Origin of the sequence: Rhizobium sp. BK376 (assembly GCF_004341625.1) — a bacterium.
GTDB lineage: Bacteria > Pseudomonadota > Alphaproteobacteria > Rhizobiales > Rhizobiaceae > Rhizobium.
This window is the reverse complement of sequence record NZ_SLZG01000013.1, coordinates 166,550-188,900: the sequence shown is the minus strand read 5'-3', so window position 1 is coordinate 188,900 and position 22,351 is coordinate 166,550. Positions and strand designations below refer to the sequence as shown.

General features: G+C 58.2%; 17 protein-coding genes and 1 pseudogene. 5 read left to right on the top strand and 13 right to left on the bottom strand.

From position 1 onward, the window contains the following. Window positions 1–375: transposase (locus EV561_RS25250; RefSeq protein WP_165927911.1), on the top strand; the 375-nt coding region annotated here is incomplete at its 5' end. A gap of 72 nt (window positions 376–447) precedes the next feature. On the opposite strand, the gene EV561_RS25245 is transcribed toward EV561_RS25250, so the two are convergent. Beyond that, a complete protein-coding gene (locus EV561_RS25245) occupies window positions 448–3,408 on the bottom strand; it encodes a hypothetical protein (protein ID WP_132525641.1) in 2,961 nt (986 codons plus the stop codon). A gap of 719 nt (window positions 3,409–4,127) precedes the next feature. Further along, window positions 4,128–5,663, bottom strand: coding sequence for a hypothetical protein (locus EV561_RS25240; protein WP_132525640.1), 1,536 nt, complete (start codon window positions 5,661–5,663; stop codon window positions 4,128–4,130). Window positions 5,664–5,891: 228 nt separating this feature from the next. Between EV561_RS25240 and EV561_RS25235 the strand changes: the two genes are divergently transcribed. Genes EV561_RS25235 through EV561_RS25225 form a run of 3 tightly spaced genes read left to right on the top strand, consistent with a single transcriptional unit; the run spans window position 5,892 to window position 10,160 of the window. Next, entirely contained in the window at window positions 5,892–6,434 is a 543-nt protein-coding gene (locus EV561_RS25235) for a hypothetical protein (protein ID WP_132525639.1), read from the top strand. Then, on the top strand, window positions 6,431–9,514 hold the full coding sequence (locus EV561_RS25230) for an N-6 DNA methylase (RefSeq protein ID WP_132525638.1): 3,084 nt from the start codon (window positions 6,431–6,433) through the stop codon (window positions 9,512–9,514). The genes EV561_RS25235 and EV561_RS25230 overlap by 4 nt, the downstream gene beginning before the upstream one ends. Continuing rightward, window positions 9,495–10,160 (top strand): hypothetical protein, encoded by a 666-nt coding sequence (locus tag EV561_RS25225; RefSeq protein WP_132525636.1) that lies wholly within the window; start codon window positions 9,495–9,497, stop codon window positions 10,158–10,160. Before EV561_RS25230 ends, EV561_RS25225 begins: the two co-directional genes overlap by 20 nt. 62 nt (window positions 10,161–10,222) lie before the next feature. Here EV561_RS25225 and EV561_RS25220 read toward each other — a convergent pair whose 3' ends face one another. From EV561_RS25220 to EV561_RS25185, 9 genes and pseudogenes are all read right to left on the bottom strand, one after another. After that, window positions 10,223–11,353 (bottom strand): RHE_PE00001 family protein, encoded by a 1,131-nt coding sequence (locus EV561_RS25220; RefSeq protein WP_165927910.1) that lies wholly within the window; start codon window positions 11,351–11,353, stop codon window positions 10,223–10,225. Between the two features lie 251 nt (window positions 11,354–11,604). Next, the gene (locus EV561_RS25215; protein WP_132525632.1) at window positions 11,605–12,513 is read right to left on the bottom strand and encodes a nucleotidyltransferase and HEPN domain-containing protein; all 909 of its coding nucleotides are present in this window, start codon (window positions 12,511–12,513) and stop codon (window positions 11,605–11,607) included. A gap of 256 nt (window positions 12,514–12,769) precedes the next feature. Next, window positions 12,770–13,414, bottom strand: a complete 645-nt coding sequence (locus EV561_RS25210; protein ID WP_165927909.1) for an MFS transporter — start codon at window positions 13,412–13,414, stop codon at window positions 12,770–12,772. Window positions 13,415–13,447: 33 nt separating this feature from the next. After that, window positions 13,448–14,333 (bottom strand): annotated as a pseudogene (locus EV561_RS25205) (IS5 family transposase). Further along, on the bottom strand, window positions 14,248–14,580 hold the full coding sequence (locus tag EV561_RS37950; RefSeq protein WP_245512914.1) for a hypothetical protein: 333 nt from the start codon (window positions 14,578–14,580) through the stop codon (window positions 14,248–14,250). The pseudogene EV561_RS25205 and the gene EV561_RS37950 overlap by 86 nt, the downstream one beginning before the upstream one ends. Before the next feature lie 65 nt (window positions 14,581–14,645). After that, entirely contained in the window at window positions 14,646–16,247 is a 1,602-nt protein-coding gene (locus EV561_RS25200) for a gamma-glutamyltransferase (protein ID WP_207910590.1), read from the bottom strand. A gap of 122 nt (window positions 16,248–16,369) precedes the next feature. Continuing rightward, entirely contained in the window at window positions 16,370–17,269 is a 900-nt protein-coding gene (locus EV561_RS25195) for a polysaccharide deacetylase (protein WP_132525628.1), read from the bottom strand. 27 nt (window positions 17,270–17,296) lie between these two features. After that, window positions 17,297–18,043 carry an SDR family NAD(P)-dependent oxidoreductase gene (locus tag EV561_RS25190; protein WP_245512908.1) on the bottom strand — a complete coding sequence of 249 codons (747 nt, stop codon included), beginning with the start codon at window positions 18,041–18,043 and terminating at the stop codon, window positions 17,297–17,299. A 71-nt stretch (window positions 18,044–18,114) separates the two neighbouring features. Beyond that, window positions 18,115–19,404 (bottom strand): MFS transporter, encoded by a 1,290-nt coding sequence (locus EV561_RS25185; RefSeq protein WP_207910589.1) that lies wholly within the window; start codon window positions 19,402–19,404, stop codon window positions 18,115–18,117. Window positions 19,405–19,495: 91 nt separating this feature from the next. Between EV561_RS25185 and EV561_RS25180 the strand changes: the two genes are divergently transcribed. Continuing rightward, the gene (locus tag EV561_RS25180) at window positions 19,496–20,302 is read left to right on the top strand and encodes an IclR family transcriptional regulator (RefSeq protein ID WP_132525624.1); all 807 of its coding nucleotides are present in this window, start codon (window positions 19,496–19,498) and stop codon (window positions 20,300–20,302) included. A 109-nt stretch (window positions 20,303–20,411) separates the two neighbouring features. Here EV561_RS25180 and EV561_RS25175 read toward each other — a convergent pair whose 3' ends face one another. Beyond that, the gene (locus tag EV561_RS25175) at window positions 20,412–20,939 is read right to left on the bottom strand and encodes a flavin reductase (protein ID WP_132525622.1); all 528 of its coding nucleotides are present in this window, start codon (window positions 20,937–20,939) and stop codon (window positions 20,412–20,414) included. Window positions 20,940–20,988: 49 nt separating this feature from the next. Continuing rightward, complete coding sequence (locus EV561_RS25170; RefSeq protein WP_132525620.1) at window positions 20,989–22,344, bottom strand: LLM class flavin-dependent oxidoreductase; 1,356 nt, start codon at window positions 22,342–22,344, stop codon at window positions 20,989–20,991. Between the last annotated feature and the right edge of the window lie 7 nt (window positions 22,345–22,351).

The window sequence follows — 22,351 nt, the reverse complement described above, 5'->3', positions numbered from 1 at the left end:
ACCGCCGAGCGCGAGGCAGCATTGGATATGGTGGGCCGCATGGATGGTCGTCATCGCATCACATTGGCTGCAGACAAAGCTTACGATACGGCCGACTTTGTCGCCGCCTTGCGGGACATCAAGGTGACACCACACGTCGCCCAGAACACGACGAACCGCCGCTCGGCCATAGACGGTCGCACCACCCATCACTCCGGCTATGCCGTTAGTCAGCGCATTCGCAAGCGTATCGAAGAAGTGTTCGGCTGGGCCAAGACCAGCGGCGGAATGCGCAAGACCCGCCACCGCGGAAAGGATCGCGTCGGCTGGATGTTCACCCTGACGGCCACCGCTTATAATTTGGTGAGGCTACCAAAGCTGCTGGCGACGGCATGATCGCGCCCGTAATCCGCCCAAAGACGGCGGATTACTATCAAGCACGCCGAAAGGGCCGCTGAAAAAGCATCGTCAAGGCTCGTCTTCGAGCCATCTAGCGAGGATCGGCTGAAAATTAGCGCTATTTCCGCACCTTGTTAAGAGTGCTTTCAAGACCTCTGAGACTAATTCGGGCTCGTTTGATTGGGCCAGGTGGTGGATGGAATCGAGTTCGGAATCGCCAGCATCGAGAGCCGCGTTCCAGTAGTTCAGAATTTCGTGTTTCCCTACAGCGGCATCGCGCGCGAGATGCCCCATCGCCCAATTCGCAAGCGACGGTTTCTCGTCTCCGCTGAAATAGTTCTGTCTCAGAGCTACAATTGCGGTCACGGGAGGGCACTCCGAGATTTCTTCGTCCCTTCCAGCCAAAATCGCTTGGTGAATGCCGGCGGCGACTACATACTCGTTATGGAAGGTCTTATTTTCCGCCTCGGCTTTTCCTAGTTGGTCCGCCGTGAGTTTGATATCACCGTGAATCGCAAACTGAACGAACCCTTCCGCGATCGCAGACTTGATCAGATCGTTGGTATATTTCTCAATCTTCGCGAGCGGATCTTCTTTCTTCCGGATGACTGCGTTTCGATAGTGCTGAGAAGCCCATCGCAGGATCCCCAACTCGCTTTCGCGTCCCGCCGCAATTGCATTCACCTTGGGTGCCATATTTGCAATGTTGTGAGCTCGGGCTTCCTCGTTATCCGCAAGCTTCTTCGCTTGACGCTTTGCCTCCTTTTCCTTCCAATCTCTGTTTGGGTCCGTGCGCAGTGACGTTATGAAATCGTCAAAGCCGCCCTCTCTCTCAAGGGTTTCAACAACGCGTTTTTCCCATATGGGCCAATGCGATTCAGTCCGCACGGCATATGAAATAACCTCCAATAGCCGCCGGCGATATGGTCCTCGAGGGGTGCTCTCCGCAAGATTGATGAGGTTTTCGATCAGCGTGTCCGACGGAACCCTGCGCGCGATGGTGATGAAATGGTTTGTAGCCATCCACGCACCTTCACCCTCTTCGCCGCTCTCCATCAAGACGGTAAAAAGCTCGAGTTCTCTTTGATCCGTGTCCCGATCAATCCACGCGTTGATTGACTTCGACAGATCGTCGTCAATTCGCTCCCACTCATATTCGCGCGTATTCCGAATCCAGGACCAAAGCGTTCGCGCATCGATCTGGAGATTTGACGCGATTGCCGCTGATAACGTTTGCTGCAAGAAATGCCGCACTTCGACCTTATGACCGCGGTGGTCGTCCGATTCTCCGATCACAGGTTGATCAAACAAATCGCTCCGAGGCGATTTCATCAGAGCCATCATCAAGGAGAGCAAGGCGCCTGAGTCTTCGCTTTCCCCAGGGGGAACCGGGGGAAGACGATCTAGGTCGGAAAGCAGCCCCCGAATCTCCTCCAGTTGGAGCTGCTCGGGCTTGATGCCGGAAAGCAGATTGGCTCGAAGCGAAACCTGATCATAGTTGACCGGGGTAGCGGCGATCTCGCGGAATAGCTGACGTCTGGCCGCAGTTGGATCGGTCTGGCCCTTGATCCACGCCTCGGACGTGCGCAATCTCTGCCAATGTGGCCGGGTCGGCGCGATTGAGATTTCGTGCAGCTTTACCTGCATGCCGACAAGAGGCAGACCATCCCCTAATGCCTCGAGTACTGTGAGCTTAAGGTGGCTCTGTGCGTCACTATCGAGAATGGCTATGAATTCGTCGACGAGATCGTCAGACGCCAGACCGCCAAGCACGGTGACACCATCCCGCGATGACAGAAAATACGGATCGTCGCGATCTAGATTGTTTAGAATCGCCTTCCGACCTGCCGCTTTGAAGGCAGCCGAATCGCCGTAGGCTAAAACGGTTGCTGCATCTTTCTCGATCAACCGGATCGCTCCGGCTTCATCGCCCTTTTGTGACAGGCTTGCGGCAAACCAAGCGTACAATCCCCTTAGCTCACTCGGCGCCTTTTGGTCGTTGCCCGTGATGAGCGCGGTAGCACGACTAAGAGGGAATGGAAGCCTACTTGAGGAACCAAAAACCACCCCAGCAAGAAAACGGCCAGCAAGAAATTCGGCGACCGTTCTATGGGAGGGCTCGAAGCTTTGTCCTTCACCACGAAAGATGGCGGTATCTAGCGCAAACCCTGCGCGGTCCCGACCTAGACCGATGGAGTCGACCGTGACATATCCTTCGGCTTGTATTCCAGTGGCAAGCGCGTTTGAACGCCAGATCCTGCGCGCACCAGTCGCCAACAGGTAAAAGCACATTCGCTCTGCGTCAGCGATAATCTCCGCCACGCCCGGGCGGGGATCCAGGACGCGCTGAGGATCGTGTTCGTGCGCGAGGGCGTCGATCGCCCTATCGAACAGTTCAAACCTCGTCGCTGGCCAGACGCCATCCCTGCGCACAACAGAATGAAGAAGGCTGAGGCTAAGAGGATTTTCGAGGAACGCTATTGCCCCTCTGGCGCGCGCATCGGATATGAACTTTTCGGGGTCCGGTTCTCCCAATCCGGCGAGGACAGCTTTCGCCTCTTCGTCGTCCAGAGGAAGGAGATGAGCAACAATGATTGGCTGATTGTTTGCCGCACGTCGCATTTGCTGGAGATCCCCTGCGGCTCTCCAGTCCTCGGCTCGGCAGGTAAGCCGCCAACGCCCGACCGAACTGTTGGAAATCGCCGTGGCGAGCTGAAGTAACTTGTCCTTACCGCCATCCCCGGCTCGATATTCATCGAGGGCATCGAGATACGCCGTCTGCGAACTGCTAAGAGCGACGCCGTTCATGACCTCTCGGCATGTTACGATCTCGCCACCTTCCTGCATTGCTTCATGCTGAAGTGCTGTCGATTTTCCGAGCCCCGGCTCCCCAAGCAAGACTACATATGGCCTGTCTCGTAATTCGCTGAGATAAAACTCAATGGTTTCGCTCTCAAGGCGAATGTTAACCCGTCGATCGAGTGGCACAATGGTCATGAGATCAAAGGTAGAGTTGATCGTCGCCCGCAATCAATTCCTAGATGAGATGCTCAACAATTTTATTGCGCGAGGCAGTGGCGCTGGCCTCAAGGATCAGGTCGGGATAATCGAATGCAGCTCGGCTAGCTGCTGGGGTTAACTGAGTAGATCGGCCTTGCGACGCGCTACCGTTGGGCCAGTTGCGGGCACCGGAGATTGAAGGCGATTGGCGCTCCTTCTCGCTCAGCCAACGTCGCTTGTGCCGCGTACCGCGTACGCGGACTTTCCGGACATTGGTATTGCCGGCGATGGCCGGAAACCATCTCGAATCGGAAGACGTTTCGGTGGCAACATTGATATTCTGAAAGGGGAGCCCGTTATGCTTATCATCGTAACTCAGACTATCTCGGCAAAAATGGCACCCAATTTAAGGTCGGACCTCGCAATAGTGTCACGCTTTCGACCCTCTGCTCTGTTCACAACTTTTTGCTGCAATCTCATCATTCATACTTGGCAGCAAACGATTTGCAGTGTGCAACTATAGCGTAAAATTATCCCGAGCCGGGGCGGCTATGATCGCAGAAGATAACATGCGCCCGACATAGAGGCTCTTGCCTGCTTCCGAAAACATGTAGATGGCTGATCACTTGAAGTCCGGGCGCAGGACCGCGTTTGTGACAGGCTCTTGAGCGATGAGTGCCTCGAATCTCGCATGCAGGTTTGCGGTGAAAACGCGGAATGTTTCGTGTATGACTTCCGACACGAGCTTTTTAAGGCGTCAGCTCGCGCAAAATAATCTCCGCGCGAGCTGCGAAATCATGGATCCTGCTAAATGGAAGAATCCTTGCGTTGTCGGTCACTACAGGGAAGCGCGAAACGACCATATGCTGAATGCACTCTGTCCCAAGTTGCTTTTTCAGGAGGTGTTCACGGCCAACCTCCTTTCGCAATGCTTTCTCGTAAGCTTTCACTAAGTAGCTGTTGTATCGAGCAAACCGCTCCGCGTCAGAATCAACCTTCTCCAGGTGTACGAAGTTGTTCTTGCATTGAACGTTCCAGATCACACCGTTTTTGACGGTGACGACATCGAACTCAGCTCGGCCGACACGCGTGAGCGCTTGAAGTTCAAAACCTTGACTACCTAATTCGGCGGCAACCGCATCCTCAAATATAAAACCGGATCTGATTTGATACCGCTTCTTACGGTCTAAGCATCGAGCCCGCCAATTGTATAGGAATCGACTGAGTAGAGTCACAGTAGACCGATAGACCCCTCCGACCAATACCATTGGGGCATAGGTCGAGAGGCAGTCGTTGTAGTCGGCAGACGCATTGACGAAAGCATCCTGTAGCGCCTGCGATGCCCCGTATCTACGAAATAGCCGTTTCAAATCCGGCGGCGTGATCGCGATCCAGAAATCGCGGTCGATATAGTCGTTGGACAGTTTCCGCACCAGCTTGGAGCAAGGCGGAAAGTCCGACGCCGAAAGGTCAAATTCGGCGTAGGCAGCTTCAATCAAAGCTATGTCATTTCGCAGCTCGGCGGCTGAAAACAGTCTGTCGTCCCGAAGCTGTTCGCGCGATTTCAGAATTTCTACACCGTCTGCGGTTATCGGCATATCGACGATCGGCGCGCGTTCGGGTTCTAAAAACAGCGGACTCAACATCGCCAGCTCCGCATTAAGGTCCGCAGGCAATCCCAACTTTTCGCGCGCCGCCCTGACGTTCAGGACGGTCTGACAGCCAGACATCGGCAAACCGTAAAGTTCGACAAGCGGTAGAACCACGTTTAGGGTGTCGAGAGGAGCAAAAGGACTACGTCCCTTACATACGTGCGGCATCAGATGCAGCATGGCGACAAGATGGCGCCGACGGGACTGGAAGTACCCTATCATCGAACCGACGTCAGCTAAGCCTTCCGTCGCACCATCGATTCCATGCAGTGCGAACGAACGTCTAATGGCGAAACACTGGACCATCAAGTTGCCGAAGCGGGCCGCAAAGTTCGCACTGAACTTAGCTGTCATTCGCTCCCGGACTGCAACAAGGTAGGTGGGAGCGATGAGAAAGCGATCGACGGGCGTCGAAAGCAAGTCGGAGAAAAATGATTCTTCTGCAGTTGACCAGTCGACCATCACAAGATTGATACATTCCTCCACAGCGCGCAGGGTATCGAGCCATGCGAATATCGTCGACCTCGGCTCATATGCTTCGAGCAGTTCGCGAATTGCCGTTACCTGCTTACGGATCCTATCGGCGATCTCTTGATTGTTCAGCTCGCTGGGTAGGCGGTGATCCATTATCATCAGGCGACCTTCACATTTTGCGCTATGACCGCTTCGAAAATTCTCTAGCACCGACTCTGTGGCGTCCCGCTCGTCTAACCGACGATTCACAGTTCGATGGGTTGTCGGTTGCGGCCAAGACGACATTGGGTGGCAGTTCAAGCGTCGTTGTTCTTTACGATCAAGATCGGGTATGCTACCCGTTCTTCCTATGAGCTCGGGTATAGTACCCGATCTCTCAGGATTGTCATGAAGTTCGTCACGACGCCCGACGCGACACTGCTCACCGGTCTCTCAACGGCTACGCTACGAGAGTGGACGAGCAGGCGTGCCCTTATCCCTGCCGATGTTCCTCCCAAAGGCAAGGGGTCGCCGGCAGGCTTTACGTGGCAAACGATCCTGCTTCTCAGAATTGCCGCCAGCCTACGAGACAGATTTCACCTTGAGCTGCAGTTTCATCAATCGCTCTTCATGAGCCTCAAAGCCGGTTTGCGACGAACGTCTTTCATTGCACTCCGAGGCAAAACCCTCGCGCTGCATGGTGGCGACCGCTGGTCTCTGGTAGAGGATGGCTCAACACCGCCACCTGGCGATGCAGTATTGATCACCTTGCAGCCCCATCTTGAAGCGTTGGCAGTCGGGTTTTCGCTGCCTTCACCGACAAATCCGGCAGGCCAGCTCGAGCTTTTCCCCGCACGCGCCATCGATTCGGGTGAGAACCTCGTAGCGGTCGCCAGTGCCCGCAAAGGCAATGCCGAGCCGGTCACCGCGAAACGGTGGAGGTCAGCTTGACGAGCTCGGCATTTAGGCAAGCGCTCGAGGCCACTGGCTATATGAGCGGGAGTGGTCGCCTGGCTCCCGGTTTCGTGTCTGCTGACGATCCACGAGCTGCAAGAATGCGCGCCGTTTTTTCCGACGATCGCGTCGGATTGAATGCGGACGCCGTTTTTTCAGCACAGAATGCCCCCACCTGCATCTTCAAGGATGCAGGTTTCTCCAAGCCAAGCGAGGCGGATCTTCGCCAATGGCAGGAAGCCGCTTGGAATGTCGGGGTTGCGCCGCTCCTTTGGATCATCACGCCGACCGACGTGCGGCTATATGATTGCTACGCCTTGCCAGAGCAGAGCAATACGGCAATGGACGAGGCCCCTCAAGCCCTAGAATCTTTCGTATTGAATTCTTCCGAGCGATTGCGTGATCTTGATGCGCAATGCGGACGCGTCGCGACGGAGACGGGTGCGTTTTGGTCCAGCGCGATTGGCTCCAAGATTGACCGAAGGCATCGGGTGGATCGCGAGCTTTTGGCGGAAATCAGTGCCCTTGAGGATCGCCTAACCGCGTTAGGGGAAGAACGTCGAACCGGCCGCGAATTGGTCCACGCCCGCGATATCGCCCAGCGCTTCATAGGGCGCTGCATCTTCACTTGGTACCTCTTGGACCGAGGGATAGCACAGCCGTTTTTGCCATCAACCTTGCCAACGGATCTCAGCGCCATGTTCGGGACACCAGCAAGTGCCTTCGCGCTCTTCGACTGGTTGCGCAAGACGTTCAACGGGGACTTGTTTCCGATGGACGATCCAGGGGCCGAGCGCGATCAGCTAACCGCCCAGCATCTCGAGCTCATTCGTGACTTTATCGACGGACGCAGCCTGATCCCGGAACGATATGGCCAGGGGAGGCTGTTCCGTTTCCGGTTTAATGCGATACCGATAGACTTGGTCAGTTCAATCTACCAACAGTTCGCCCGTACCAGCGCTGCCGATGAGGCGAGATCGCTGGGATTGCACTATACGCCAGTCGAACTTGTACATCTGACCCTCGACCCTGTGTTCGAGGGCCTGTCGCTGGACGCTCGGATCATCGACCCGGCCTGTGGGTCGGGCGCGTTCCTGGTCGAGGCCTTCCGGCGATTGGTGTGGCGTGCATCCGAAGGCAAGCCGGCCGGCCGGCAGCTTGTGCGCCATATCTTATACAATCAGCTTTTCGGGATAGACATTAATCGGGCGGCTCTGGGCATAGCGGCATTCAGCCTCTACCTGGCCGCGCTCGAACTGGACGAGGAGCCCGTCAACGACATATCTGACCTCAAGTTCGATCGCCTGATCGACACGACCCTGTTTGAAGCTGATTCCCTCGGCGATAAGCTTCCGCAAAAGATCACCAAGAATAGTTTCGACGCAGTCGTTGGCAATCCGCCATGGACTTTTGTCACCAAAGCCAACGCACAAAAACGGCTTGCATCCGACACGTCTACGTTCCGTCCGAGGCGAAGCCCAGACCAGGCATTCTTGGCCTTGGGGGCGGATCTGGCCGGCGACGCCGGTCGGATTGGCATGGTGATGAAGGCCACGCCGTTTTTCTCAAAGGACATTCATGCTGTTGCAGCGCGCAACCACTTGCTTGAACGCCTGGCACCCGCAGCTCTCATCAATCTTTCCTTCCTTCGTCGCGAAGACCTTTTCCCCGACGCGGTCGGCCCGGCCCTGATTTTCTTTGCTCGGTGCGCGCTTGGCCCCGATAAAGACCGTTTGCTCGTAGGGTCTATACCTTGGACGCCAGATTATCGGCGAACAGGCGTTTTTCATCTGGGACCTAACGAAATACGCTCGGTACCTTTGAAAAAGGTGTTAACGACACCGCCATTTTTGAAGGCGGCGACATTCGGAACCGTGCGCGACGGCTGGTTGATTGAGAGGCTCGAACGGGAGTTTTTCACGCTTGATCGCACACTGGATGGTATCGAAATAACGCAACGAGTGAATCGAGGCCAAGGGTTCAAGGTTAAGGGTCGCGAGCAGACGAAGAGCCCGGATGACTACGCGGAACTCCGTGTTGTAACGCCAGACAATTTCACTGCCTTCCGAATTGAGAGCGATCAGCTCGACGAGTTCACACACGAGACTCTGCATCGCGTCCGTAGCCGTTCGATATTCCGGGGGCCGCTTCTCCTGTGTTCAAAGGTTGGTTCGGATGCGGCGGCAGAACGCGGCAGGTACAGTGCGGCGGTGAGTGAAGAAGACGTACTATATACGCAGGGCTTTTTCGGGATTTCCTTTGCCGGCGTTGACAGTCGCTTCGCATTTTTGCTGTCAGGGATATTGAACTCCAGCCTCACAGCCTTTCAGTTCGCTATGGGCGGACCAACATGGGGCCTAGAGCGTCCAACTGTCGAACCGCATGACCTTTTATCGATCCGAGTTCCGCTCTTCGGTCAATGTGATCCCGCGGCCATCGGCGCAGTAATAGATGCCGAAAAATCAGCGGCGGCAAACCCCGGGGATTCGGACCGGCTCGATCGCTTGGACGATGCGGTTTTCGAGCTTTACGGTCTCGAGCCGGACGAATGCATCCTAGCGCGGGAAAGTGTGTCGCGCGCCCGATACCAGATTTTCGAGAACCGTGGCGAACGCATCGGTCTGGTCACGCCTCCTGACGTTGATTGCCTTCACGCCTATGCCGGACAGGTCGCAGGATCTGTCAACGCCTATCTGCGTGCCCGCAACGAGCGTCATCTCGAGGCTATTGTCTACCCTATCAAACTCACTGGTGGCGATCTCTCCGCAGGCATTCCTGGCGTCACGGCCGTGAGGTTCGTAATGGCATCAGGAGGTCCAGGAGAAAAACCAGTCGTGCGTGAGGGGGACCCGGCCGAGCTTTATTCGCTTGCCAATCTGCTTCGAGGCCAACTCGAAGCGGACATTCCGCCATATCTGAATGAACGCCGTCAGATGCGGCTTTACGGCACCGATGATCTGTTCATGCTCAAGCCGGCCGAAGTCCGCTACTGGACGCGTACGATTGGACTGAACGACGCCGACATCATTCTCGGAGACCACTGGGTACGGAGGCCGGATGTCTCTTCTCGCGGTTGACGCGCCGGTTGGCCTTCCAGCGTTTTCTCTATCAGATGATCAGATCGCGACCGTTGTTGACCTGGTGTGCAGGGGTTGCAACGCTGCGCGCTCGGACCTCACTGCCGGCATGCTCGAAGTCCCGATCACAGTCATCGTTCGTAAGGCAATGCGACGCGTCAAGAAAACGCTCGGGCTGACTAACCTTCAGCTTCGTGGCGAAGTCGAACTTGAAGACATGTCCGCTAACGATCCGAGCCTGCTCGGTCGGATCGACATCACTCTACAGTTCCTGCATCAGTTCGGGGACGAGGATGCCTATGTCGCGATCGAATGTAAGCGCGTGCGAGCAGGCGAGCCGGGCTTGAGTACCCGTTATGTGACAGAGGGCGTCGATCGCTTCTTCAAAAGCAAATATGCCGCCGGCCATGAGTGGGGTTTCATGCTGGGCTATGTTCTGGCCCTCCCAGAAACGGATATTGTCAGCGCGATCGACGCCCGTGTCCGCGGGGATTACGGGGAAGCAGCTGGCCTTACCCCTGAAGCTCCACATACGCTGTCCTTGGCTGTTCTTGAGGGCGCTCTGATGCAAAATGGAACTCACACGATCCGTTTAAAACATATTTTCGTTGACATGTTGCCTGCCGCTCAGGTCTCACCTCAATAAGTCCATCCGATCATCGCTGATATCTGATCGCCGATGATCGCGAAGAAACCCAAAGCATCTGGCTACAGCACCCCCCATGCCCGAAACCTCCCCCTCCCCGTCATCTCCCTGAGGCCGAGCTCCAAAACAATCCGCCGCGCCGCCTGCGGCGTGACGTCGAGCGTGTTGGCCACCATCCCGGCCGACACCAGCGGTTTCGCCATCACCAGCTCGGCCAGCTCCGGCAATTTTGAAGAGGTTCGCCGTCCTTCCAGTTTTCGGTCCATCATCGTTTTCGCCAGTGTCAGTCGGTCATGCTCTTTTATGCCGATCTCCGCGGCCGCCAAAAACCCTTGGGCGATGGCCCGCAGCCGGGTTTCGCGGTCGCGATGCCGGCGTCGATCGACCGGAATGGTTTTGAGGCCGAGATTGATGGCGGCGAGATGGGCACCTGACGTGACGCCGGCCTGGCGCAGGATCGATGCCGCCAGCAGCCGGCCGAGCCAAGGCGCATGCTGCAGCACGGCCAGCTCATTCCAGGCATCGAGGGCGACGATCGCCTGCAACACTGCCGGTAGGCTTTCGGCCTGGTGCACCACGCTGCGCCATTCGTCGAGCCGCGCATCCTCGTCCCAGTCGAGGTCGTAGATTATTGGGTCTCTTTCTCGGCCGCCGTCGCGCCTGGGTCGTGTTGCATTCTCGATTGCCGCCTCCGATCGGGCCAGAACCGCGTCGATGGCGGCATAGTCGACGCCAGGAAGGTTTTCGATGTCGTCGACATCGTCCCCCTCCCCTTCCCGATCGTCCGCGACGGCGCGCCGGATGGCACCGTACGCCTGCACCTCTTCCGTGTCGGCCGAAGTAATCTCTGCGGTTTTTCTGAGAGTGCGGACGCCGTCAGCCGACAATGCCCAGCCGGGAAGTTGGGCGGCGATCCGCCGGCGGGTGCGCAGCACGTCGCGGGCGATTGTCAGCTCATGGGTGGGTGTGCGAATATCTCTGATATCGTCGTGGAGGACGAGGTCTTCGAGATGCACCAGCTCGCCGTCGATCCACAGCGAGGCGCACGCATCGGTAAACTGTGCGCGCTCGATCCAGCCCGGACCAACCGGCGAACGGGCGATACGCTCGTCCAAACGCGCCAGTTCGATGCCGGCGCGAAAAGCCGGCTCCATCAGGGCTGTCATGCTGATTTTCGCGAGATCGTAAGCCATTGAAATTATAGTAAATGATTTGCTAAACGAACTCTATCTCAATATTCAGGTTCGTCACATGGTATGATTGGGAGTTAGTTCGCTAACCATCGATAAGTACTGGTTATCGATGGTCAGTAATATTCGTAGCCATTAATATGGAAAAACTACTTACAGAACACAAAATGTATTACGGCCATCCCGAATTGATAACCATACGCGCTGAATCTATACTCAATAATTCAGAAACTATCACTGGAATCGCTTCACAATTAAAGCTGTGACTTCAAGCTTGCCAGATGTTCTTCACAAATTGTCGCCACGAGTTGGTGCAGCTCAGTTGTCCGCTCTCCGAGCCAGATTAAAGCCTCTTGGCTAATCTCGTAGTGGGGCGAATACCGTGCTTTAACGTAGGCCTCATTGATCAGATTGAACCAAGCGATAAAGCGCTGCCGGTCCCGAGGCCACGCGTCCGCCAAGCGCCGATCTCGGTCCTCACTGAGGGCGCGTAGAAAGCTGATGTTGTGAGACGCTGGCGAATAATTTGTAAGAGTAAGAAGGACGGTCGAATAAGCCTGTTCAATCGCCTGATGAAGACTAAACGATGCAGACTTGAAACTGTTCTCCTCTGGCTGAAGTTTTTGCCACTGCGATGTCTTAAGCATCATGACAGCTTCGGGGTATCGTGCATCGAAATGCCCCCTCGCAACTTGATACTCTTCGGCAGGTGACATTGGCTTCGGCTGTGGAAGAGGCACGTCATCAAGTTCGTAGAGAACAATCCCGTCGCGGCGGATGTCTGAGAAAAAGGGCTGACCTAGGTGAAGACGATCGCCAACCTCGCGCCGCGAGTGGACAATGATGCCTACCGGCGTCTTGAGTCCACTGTGCATCAGTCGACTCCTGGTCGCGTCCCAATACTCCGGATCCGTCAGCTTCTTGGTGTTGACGATGATCAGGATATCGTAATCGGATCGGTAGCCTTTCGTCGTGTGCGGCTCCTCGACCCAGGTTCCGCGGGCATAGGAACCAAACAGGATGATCTTCCAGATCCGCCCCCTCTTCTTGAATTCCGCCTCGCCACCCTTCAGCGCATCCTCGAACTCCTCGTGAATGATCTCGACGACGCGCGCGAGTTCCCGCTGCTTCTGTTCCGGCAGATGCTCGAGGCTCGATTTCATCAAAGGCAAAACTCCGTCTGAATCATCTTCCTAGCTTATAGCAACGGGGTGACGCCACCGTAATTTCTGACGGGAAATGGCACTTTATTTTCAACTTTTCGTTTAGAGCCACGCGCGCGTCACCATCACTTAAGGATTTGCTCTCCACGCTTCGCTGACATCGCGGCGGATCCCATAATCGCTTCGTAAGAGGCCACAATATTTGTTCGCGTTGACTTACCCAATGACCTCCCTGACCACAGTCGTCAAAGCAAGATCAACGCGCTTTTCCATGCGAGGAATCGTCCTTTGATTTTGTACCGAACGCGATCACTGCGCTTGCAGCAGATGCCACCGCCGCACACCACATCACGCTGGTATAGGCACTGGTCAACACCTCGACCGACATCGCTGCCATCCGGTCATCGCCAAAGGCAATACCGAGTGCGGCGGTGGCGAGCAGGCCTCCCGTTCTCGCCGCAGCATTGTTGATACCCGACGTCGCGCCACTGTCGCTGTCGGAGGTGGAATCAAACACTGCGGTGGTCAGGGCTGGCACCGCAAGCGTCATTCCTACCCCGACGATGACCAGTCCCGGCAGAAACGTCGTCACGTACGTTTCCCCGTCTGCCAATAGCGCCAGGGTCGCAAACCCGACGCCGGCAATGAGGGGGCCGATCGTCAGCGGCAGCCGCTTGCCGACCCTGTCGGCCAGGCTTCCGGACAGCCGTGATCCAAGGCCGAGGATGAGCGACAGGGGCAGAAAGGCCAAGCCCCCGGCGATTGAACTATAGTGATGCGCCCTGATCATCGAGAAGGGCAGCATGAAGATCGCAGCACCCAGGCCACCATAGAGGATCACGGTGAGCGCGTTTGCGCCGGCAAAGGTACGACTGCCGAACGGCGTTGGTGCATGGGTCACAACGGGAACGACTTTCTGTCTTTGAAGCAGACGCTATGCCTTTGCTGCTTGGCAGCGGACGGAATTCGGGCGAGCGCATGCGAGCATGCGATTGAGGGCGGCGCAGCCGATGGCGACCTCGGTCTGTTGCGCGCTGAATGAGCGTGCCCGTAGTCGGTGTCCGATGATCGATTTGTATCGGCCGATGGCGGTCTCGACCAGCGAGCGCTTGCCATAGCCGGTCGTTGCTTGCCATTTCATCCGACCGTGGGCCTTGATCGCTTCGATGTGTCGGTCTCGCTGACTGGCGATCCCCGTTTGCGAGCCGTCGATCGCGTTTGATCGAGGTGGAATGACGACGACAGCATCGGCCGCTATGCCGACCGACGGCATCATAGGTCGGTTCACCATCATAGGCGCCGTCGGTCGTGAACTGGCTAATCGGTCGATCGATCTCATTGAGCAGCGGTTCGACCTGTGAGGCGTCGCCCGCATTCTGATCGGTCATGTTTTGAGCGATGATTTCGCCGGTGGCGGCGTCCAGCGCAAGGTGCAATTTGCGCCAGCGCCGACGGGATTTAGCACCGTGCTTCTCCCCTAGCCACTGGCCGGCACCATAGACTTCGAGCCCTGTGCTGTCGATGATGATGTGGACTGGTCCCGTTTTCGCAATGCTACGACCATTTGGCCTGTTCATCGATCGCCATGTCCGTGCCCGCCGGCTCAGCGTGGTGTGATCGGACACGGCGAGATCCAACCCCATCAATTTGAGCGCCGACACCAGCAAGCCCTCCGTCTGTCGCAGACGCAGGCCGAACACCAGGCCCAGCATCAAGGCGGTCTCAATCGCCAGTTCAGAATAGCGAGGCTGGCCGCCGCGTGTCGTCCGCTTCGGCGCCTGCCAGGACGACAACGCTTCCGGTGTTATCCAAAACGTCAGACTGCCGCGACGGCGAAGGCCGGCTTCGTATTCTGCCCAGTTCGTCACCTTGAACTTCATCTTGCCGATACGATGACGGCGGGCAGCATTGTGTTTGAAAGGCATAGCGGTGACTGGGCGTTGTTTCGATCGCCGCTCCATAAAGCGTAACCGCTAACGATCGGTGCACCAATGCCATGTTTCGCTCCAGTACGGTGCGATCCAGGAGAATGGCAGGGGTTTCGATCGTGTCTAAGCGGATCATCATGTCTCTATCCAATCCCGTGCGGCGATTGCCAAGCCCTGCCCAGCAGCGCGGCTTGGGCTTCGATGTCAGTTTGCAATATCGGCTGCAATTGCCGCCGACCACGGGGATATCACATCGCTGCAGCCGACCGCACCGCTTTGATCGACGATGATCATGTTGGGACAGGCGAAATTGATCGGCAGGACGCTGTGTTCGACGATCGACAGCGGGCCCGTTTCATTAAGTGCGGACAGGACCGCATCCGGCAATCGCCGATCGGCGTTGACGCCATCAGGGCCTGACACGTCGATCCGCGGCAGATGGGTGACATCGGCGAGATCAAGCCCGAAGTCGAGCGTGAAAGCCAGCATCTGGTAGATGCTGGCGAGAATCCGCCGCCCTCCGGAGGCGCCGGCGGCCATGCGCGGCCAGCTTCCGTCCTTGGGCGTGACGATAACCGGGCACATGTTGCAGAGGGGACGTGCGCCCGGCTTGATCGCATTGGCGCTACCCGGCCGCGGATCGAACCACATCATGCCGTTGTTCATCAGGACGCCCGTCGACGGCAGCACGACGCGGCTGCCCATCGACGACAGCAGCGTCGTGGTGACGGCGACCAGATTGCCTTCGCCGTCAACGACGGTGAGGTGCGTGGTGCAGGTATCGCCGGGCTCCGTCGCCATCTCGGAGGCTCCGAGACCCTCCAGTCGGTTTGCATAGGCGTCCTGCATTACCCTTGAAAGGCGCGCAAACCACTCGGGTCCCGGTTGTTCGCCGGCAAGATCGGCATGCGTCATGCCGGCAATGACCTGCGCGAGCGTTGGCGCGGCCGTCAGGCCGCCGGCGGTATGAACAGTATGCGTTCCACGCCAATCGATACCAGGCGCATCGCGCACCGCGGCGCGGTAGCCGGAAAGGTCCTGCGCATCGACGACACCGCCGAGTTCGGCGATGTCACCGGCAAGATCGGCAGCGATCGAGCCGGAATAGAAATCGTCGAGACCGGATGCGGCCAGCCGCTCCAGGGTTTGCTGAAGGCCGCCAAGTCTGAAGAAGCCCGGCACCCCCTGGTAAGGCGGCACGGGCGGAAGACCGTTCGGCAGATAGATGCGCGCGCTTTCGGAATAGAGGCGCAGGACGGAGGCCGAGGAGGCCACCTTCAAGGTCGTGTACCAATCCTGCGGAAGGCCGCGCTTGGCAAGGCCGATGGCGGGCTGCAGCAGGTCGCTGACCGGCATGTCGGTACCGAATGTCTCCTTGAGCTTGGCATAGCCTGCGACGGCCGACGGTATGCAGAAGGATAGAGGTCCGTGAATATTGCGGTCGCCCTCGACCTCCGGCCAGGTGAAAAGGTCCTGTTTGACCGCGCCGGTCAACGGATAGTCGGACGGGTCGGCGCGACGCGGTGCGATCGGTCCGAAATCGACGACCTTGGCCTGCTTTTCTCCCGCCGGCAGAACCAGCGCAAAGCCGACGCCTCCAAGACCGCTGTTCCAGGGCTCGACGGCGGCAAGCGCAAAGCAGGCCGCCACGGCGGCGTCGGCCGCATTGCCGCCGGCTTCCAGAATGGCCGCACCGGCCATGGCGGCATCACGGCTTTGCGAAACCACGATACCATGCTTGCCCTCAGCATGCGGTTTGCTGACGAGCCAGTTCTGGGTTTGATAGGTCGGTCGTTCGACGCTCAATGGCGTGCCTCCCGTAAAGAAGATTTCGGGCAGATGCGCGGCGGCCACACGGCCACCGGTTATGTTTGCATCGGCGAGGATTTGCCTGCGGGCGGTCGGAGCGCGGTGGCGCTCCTTCGCAATCAGGATTCCTTGACGTATTGCGCGACTTCGGCGTGGGTCGCGAACCAGACATCGCCCTTTGCCTTGGCGTGCCGGATCACCTCCTCAAGAATCCAGATCCTGGAGCGCGCCGTGATGATGTGCGGATGCATGGTGAGCTGGAAGAGGCCGCCCGCCTCGTAGGCGGCATCGAATTCGCGCAGGAAGATGTCGAGCACGTCTTTCGGCGGCGTATAGGGACGCAGCGACTGGAAGCGATGCATCATGAAATAGACGGCGTCGTCGCGGACCCACTCGACCGGAACCTCGACGATGCCAGTCGGCGTGCCGTCCATGACGAGTTCGTAGCAATCCTCATCGGCCATCAGCGAGGAATCGTAGAGAAGGCCGAGCTCGGTTTCGATGCGCAGCGTATGCGGGCTGAAGTCCCAGGACGGCGTTCTGAGACCGACCGGCCGAACGCCGGTGATCTTTTCCAGCGTGTCCGTCGAGCGGAACATCAGATCGCGCTCGACATCATAGGGCAGCACCGAATTCAGCTCGTGGATCCAGCCGTGAATGCCGATCTCGTGGCCTTCGGCAATCACACGCCGCTGCTCGTCGGGATGCAGGAGCGCTGCGACGGCCGGCACATAGAAGCTTGCCTTGATGTCATGGCGCTTCAGGAGATCGAGAACGCGTGGAACACCGACGCGGTTGCCATACTGGCCCCAGGACATGCGGCTGATCGACTTGCCGCCATCCCGCAACTCATTGGTTTCGTGGTCGGAATCGAAGGAAAGAGCGACCGCGCAGCGCGCGTCGTTCTTCCATTTGGCCGGCGCCAGCCGCCGGCCCGCCCGGGCCTGATTGACGAGCTTGCGCCAATGCGCCTCTTCCCACTGCCAGGGTTCGCCAAGCTTATCGCCGTCGTTGCTCATGAGGGACAATCCTTTCCTTGATGATCTCTATTTGCCGCCGTCGACCGACAGAACCTGGCCATTGACGAAGCTCGCCAGATCGGAGGCGAAGAACATCACGGCCCTGGCGATTTCGTCGGGCGTGCCGAGGCGCTTCAGCGCCACCGCCTGAACGATCTCAGCCTGACGATCGGCACTATAGGAGGCCCATTGCCGATCGGTCGATGTCGTATGAACGAAGCCGGGCGCAACGCTGTTGACGCGGATACCGAAGGGACCGAGCTCATGGGCAAGCTGCCGGGTCAGGCCGAGCATCGCATGCTTGGAAGCACAATAGGCCTGCACACCGGTCAGGGACGCCTGCAGGGCGGCGCCCGAGGTGATCGTCACGATGGCCCCCGATTTCTGTTGCTTCATGGCCGGGACGACCGCGCGGCAGAGCGCGAAGGCAGCGCCGAGATTGATGTCGACAACCCGATCCCACTCCTCGTCGCCAACATCCTCGAAGGGCTTTTTCAACTGACCGGCCACGCCGCCAGCGTTGCAGACGAGGATGTCGATGCCACGGCCGGTCCGCGCTTCGATATCCGCGATCCATTTCGCACCCGCCTTGCGATCGAGGAGATCGACCTTGTCGAGGACGATATTACCTTCAAACGGAGGCTCGGGATCGCTGATGTCACAGCCGAATACTCTCGCGCCGGCAGCTGCAAAGCGGATCGCGATCGCCCGACCCAAACCAAGCGCCGCACCGCTGATCGCGACCGTCTTTCCCTGAAAATCGAGCATGCTCATCGTCTTTCTCATTTGACACTATGCAAATTCGATCGACCGGCACCTCTGAGGAAAGGCGCCGGTCAAAATTGCTAGCGCAGCTCGCTGTGGGCGGTTTCCTTCAGCGTGGCAATCACAATCACCGAGGCGATCGCAGCGGCGATGAGGTAATAGGTCGGCGAGATCGGGGAGCCTGTTCGGCTGATCAGCCAGGTCGCGATGAAGGGTGCGAAGCCGCCGAAAATGCTGGTCGCGAGACTATAGCCGGTCGACATCCAGGTCGAGCGCGTGCTCGTCGGGAAGATCTCGGCGATTGCCGCAGGCCCCGGTCCGGAGAACATCGCGATCATCAAGCCGAAGATCAGCTGGACAGTGATGACGGTCGGCAGGGATGCACCCGACAGCATGACGGAAAACAACGGGTAGGTCAGGACGGCAAAGGCGACGCAGCAGCCGATCAGGAGCGGCTTGCGGCCGATCTTGTCGGAGAGCAGGCCAAGGAGCGGAATGGCGACGACAAGCATGACCAGGCCGATCGTGTTCGACCAGAGCGAAGACGTGCGGGAGAGGCCGGCATATTTTTCGGTGAAGGTCGGCATGTAGTAGAGGATGACATAGTAGGACACGGTCCAGAGGATTGTGAAGCCGAACGCCTTCGCGGCCAGGATCCAGCCGGGCGTTTCAGACGCGGTCACAACGTCCTTGGCGGCACGATAGATCGGCGTTTCCTCGATATCGCTGCGCATATACATGCCGACGGGCACGAGCAGGATGCCGAGAAGGAAGGGAATGCGCCATCCCCAGGATTCCATCTGGTCGCCTGACAGAACCGTGCTGCAGATGGCCGCAACGGCCGAGCCGATCAGCAATCCGCCGGCAACACTTGCCTGCTGGAAGCTGCCGAAGAAGCCGCGCCGGTTCTGTGGCGCCCATTCGACGATGAAGGCTGTCGCACCGCCCCATTCGCCGCCGGCCGCAAAGCCCTGCATCAGGCGGCAGATCAACAGCAGCAGCGGCGCAAACAGTCCGATCGAGCTATAGGTGGGAATAAGGCCGATGCCGATCGTGCCGATCGCCATCAGGAAGATCGTCAGCAGCAGCGCTGCCTTTCGTCCCTTCGTGTCGCCCATGCGGCCGATGATGATCCCGCCCAACGGTCTGGCGACGAAGCCGATGCCGAAAGTGGCGAACGTCGCCAGGAGGGCACCGACTTCGTCGCCGCTTGGGAAGAAGTTTCGGGCAATGATCGTCGCGACGTAACCGTAGATCGCGAAATCATACCATTCGAGAATATTGCCGGCGATCGCGGCACTGACGGCCCGCCAGCTTTCCATATGGGATGGACTGTCGGCCTCGGCGAAATGATTGGATGTCGTGTTCATGCTGCTGCTCATCTCTGTTCCCACTCACTCTTGCATCTTAGTTTTTGGTATTGTATTGCAATACTTAAAATTATAATTTGGGAGGGAGACGATGTCAAACACTGACGTGTCGGAGCGCGGTGACCCATTGCATGTCGCATCGGTTGCGAAGGCCTTTCGCGTTCTGGAGGCTTTCGGGCAGACGATCACCGATCTGAGCCTGATGGAAATCGCTGATCTCACGGGTCTCGACAAAAGCGCCACCCAGCGCTTTACGCATACGCTTTGGCAGCTCGGCTATCTGGAAAAGGACGAACGAACCCGGCGTTTCCGCCTCGGCAAGCCGGTTCTCGATCTCTCCTTTTATTATCTGCGATCGAACGCGCTGATCGAACTCGCAACACCGGCGCTTGTCGATCTCCGCAATTCCTGCGGCGAACGGGCCAATCTCTCGCTCTACGACGATACGACGACGATCTACGTCATTCGCCAGCAGACCAAGCGGGAATATTTCGACGGCTCGCTCATCGGCCGCCGCATCCCGGTTTTCTGCACCTCCGGCGGCCGGGCAATTCTCGCGCAGCTTCCCGCCCATGAAGTGTCCTCCATCCTGTCGAGGTCGGACCTTAGGGCCAAGACCGCCAAGACCATCACCGACCCTGAGACAATCATGCGAAAGGTCGAGGAGGCGGGGGAGCAAGGCTATGGCCTGGCCGTCGAGGAAATGGTCCTCGGCGAAATCACCATCGGCGCCGCCGTCATCGACGCCAATGGCAGGCCCATCGCCGCCGTTCACATTGCCGCCTCGACCGGCGACTGGGGCGTCGAGGCATTCCGCGAGCGGTTCGCCCCGCTTGTCATCGAGACCGCGCAATCGCTCAGCCGCTCACAGCGCCTTATCACCCACAGAATGCGGTAGAGGCTCGCACTCAGGTCCGCGACACAGCTTTAGGTCAGTCGGGACAGCGCAAGGTCACCATCAACGCCGGAGATCTGCGCTCGCTGGACAGGATCACGACGCGCCGTCGTCACGTTACGCTTGAACCGGCGATGTTATGATATGCGCGGTCGAAATAGATAAGTCCGCGACCCTCGGTTCGGGATTTCATGGCAAGAACGTCACAGATGAGAATGTTATGGCTGCCGCTCGGTATGCAGGAACCTACCCTGCAGTCAAAGGCTTCCAATGCGTCATCAAGGCCCGGGCATCCGGTCGCCAGTGTTGACCAGGAACCGAGCCTGAAGCGATCCTCCGCCGCTGTTTTGCCACCAAAGAGCTGACACAGCGGCTGGTGATGACCACTGGCAACGTTGACGCAAAGAAGTCCATTTCGGATGACGGGAGCATAGGCCGATGACGCCCTGTTGACGCAGACCAGCAGGCTCGGCGGCGCGTCGCTGACGCTGCAGACAGCGGTCGCGGCAAAGCCGGTTCGCCCGCCCGGTCCGTCGGTCGTGACGATGTTTACCGCTGCGCCAAGCCGCGCCATTGCGTTGCGAAAGCCGGCTCTCAGGGCTTCCTCCGATTTTTGATGCTCGACGGGCTGCGACTGCATTGGTGCTGCTTCCGGTATCAGGCACTTGCGTGATCTGCGGTGATCGCTGTCATACCGATTGCGCATATCTGCCGGCGGGTCGTTTGAGACCCAGATTTTCGCGCAAAGTGTCGCCTTCATATTCACGGCGAAACACACCCATCTCCTGCAGAATAGGCACGACCCCGTCGACAAAATCGTTGAGCCCGCCGGGGAGAGTCGCAGGCTGGATAAGAAAACCATCGACGGCATGGGCCCGGTACCAAGATGCCATGTCATTGGCAATTTGCTCCGGCGTTCCCACAATCGTCCTTTGACCTCTCGCCCCGGCGTATCGCAGATACATCTGGCGGATGGTCAGTCTTTCATGGCGGATCATGTCCACCATGATCTTCAGGCCGCTTTTGCTTGCATTCGTGTCCGAGGGTATGAGCTCATCCGGCACCGGCTCGTCGACGGGCAAGCCGGTCAGGTCGATGCCCAACTCCGCCGAAAGCAACATAGCCCCGACGCTCGGATGGATCAGGGACTGCAGGTATTCATGTTTCTCCCGGGCTTCCGCTTCGGTGCGGCCTATAATCGGATTGAGGCCCGGAAGGATTTTGAGTTCCTCCGGCTTTCGCCCGAACTTCGCCATCCGCCCCTTGAGGTCCTGGTAGAAGGCGACCGCAGCCTCAAGCCGGGTCTGGGCGGAGAAGACGATTTCCGCCGTCTCCGCAGCCAGTTCCTTGCCGTCTTCCGACGAGCCCGCCTGCGCAATAACAGGGTAGCCCTGCGGCGGCCGGGCAATGTTCAGCGGGCCTTCGACGTTGAAAAAATCGCCGTGATGATGGAGCGGATGGAGGCCCGACGGATTGAAATAGGTGGCGGTTCCTCTGTCGCGGACAAAGGCATCGTCGTCCCAACTGTCCCATAGCCCGCAGACGACCTCGACGAATTCCTTTGCCCGCTTATACCGCTCCGCGTGGCCGAAATGAGCGTCCCGCCCGAAATTCACCGGTTCCCTGGGATTTGTGGAGGTTACGACATTCCAGCCCGCGCGACCGCCGCTGATATGATCAAGCGAGGCATAGCGGCGCGCGACATGGAAGGGTTCGTTGTAGCTGGTGGTCGAGGTGGCAATCAGGCCAATGTGCTCGGTAACCACCGCCAGCGCGGACAGAAGAGTGACGGGCTCGAAATACGACATATACTGCGGCCAACGCTTCATCACATCCGGGTCGCCATCGCGGATTGCCAGGGCGTCTGCCAGGAAGAGGGTGTCGAACTTGCCGCGCTCGGCCGTTTGCGCCAGTTCGGCGTAGTGACGGAAGTTGGATCCGGCATCAATTTGCGCTTCCGGATGGAGCCAGGACGCAACATGGTTTCCCGTCGGATGAAAGAGCGCGCCAAGCTTCAACTGGCCTTGTCTGACTGCTTCCGTCATATGTTCC